Source organism: Cryobacterium inferilacus, assembly GCF_019599185.1.
Classification (GTDB): domain Bacteria; phylum Actinomycetota; class Actinomycetes; order Actinomycetales; family Microbacteriaceae; genus Cryobacterium; species Cryobacterium inferilacus.
Map to the genome: position 1 here is coordinate 1 of NZ_JAIEUL010000053.1, position 1,399 is coordinate 1,399.

Consider the following 1,399-nt stretch of genomic DNA (forward strand, 5'->3'; position numbering starts at 1 on the left):
GCACTGGGATGCTGGTCGGGCGAAAGTGGTCTGCGGGGCCCGACCTGCGGCGGCCGGACGAGGTTTCGTGTGATTCGTTAGACCGAGCTCCTTGGCCCGGGCCGGCCGGTCGTTACCCAGTGGCGGGGGCCGTCTGGTTGGTCAGCACGAACAGTTTCAGGAGGTTCGTTGTCATCGCAGCGAGGTTGAGTTCGGCGTTGACGGCCATGAGTCCACGGCGGCTGAATTGGCGCAGGCCCCGCCGATCTTTGATCCACGCGTTGGCCGGTTCAACGATGCCCGAGCGTTGCTTGTAACGGTCTTGGTTGCCGGGCAGGGCGAGTTTTTCGATCATGTGCGCGGCGGCGGCTGTGATGGTGTCCCCTTCTCGGCCCTTGATCTTGCCGACCCATTTTCCGTCTTTCACCGTGCCGCGGCCCGGAGCGATGAGCCGGTCGAAGCCGGGCGCGTCCACGTTCTCTGCGGAGAGATATCCGTTATCGACCACGACCATGCCCACTTCCAGATCCGTGCGTTCGCTTTGGGATCGGCAGTATTCGATCGTCGACTTCAACCGCTGCATTTGCGGGATCATCTGTCCTAGATCATTGGGGTGATCGGTTGCGTCCACGGCCAAAATCAGTTGGTCCTCTGCGACGGTGATCTGCGCGTTGTAGCCCACGATGAACCCGGCCCGGGTCTGCATGAGACGCGCCTGCGGGTCGGTCAGATTGCGTCGCAGGATGACCCGGTCGGTGCGGTCGATCTCCCCGGCCTTCTGGTCAGCCTCTTGATGCCGTGCCCGGGCGAGGCGGACGGACGCAGCGTCAACGCTCTGGCGCGCGCCCACGATTTTGGCGCTGTTCTCTATCGGAGCCCGACCCGCCACCCGCTTCGCGGCGCGGTTGGCATCGTAGAGCGCCTTGCTAGTGGCGTACCTGGCCTCACGCCGAGCCAGGGCCTCTTCGGCCGCGCGTAACCGATCCTGCAAGATCTTCAATCTCGGAGCATTACCGGCCTCGACCACACCTTCAAGGTCCCTGATCGCGGCCTCGGCGCGGGAGAGGCGACTTGCCCCGCCCGGTGCCCGTTCTGGCCGCGCGGACGCACCATCGGCCGCGTCGCTCACCTCGATGGACTCAGTAATCAGCGCGCGGATCCGACCCACCCGATCCGACCCCGGTCCCATCCCCGGAGGCAGATCATCATGCGCGGACGGCTCCTTCGCCGCGTCCTCGGCGGAGTCCGTGACTGCGGCTTTAGCCAGTTCAGCCTCGGCCACGCCACGCAACCGTTTCAGCGTGCGCATCTTGTCGTTCGCCGCGTTCGCCTTGATCTTGGTCCCATCGATCGCGACCACCCCGAAACGCCCCAACCCGGCCTGCAAACACAACACCAAAACCTGGGCAAACAAGTCAGC

General features: G+C 64.8%; 1 protein-coding gene. It reads right to left on the minus strand.

Translation table 11 applies throughout. The features are described from left to right. Nucleotides 1-112 precede the first annotated feature (112 nt). A partial coding sequence (locus K2F54_RS19685; RefSeq protein WP_220607388.1) for a transposase occupies nucleotides 113-1,399 on the minus strand: 1,287 nt, incomplete at its 5' end.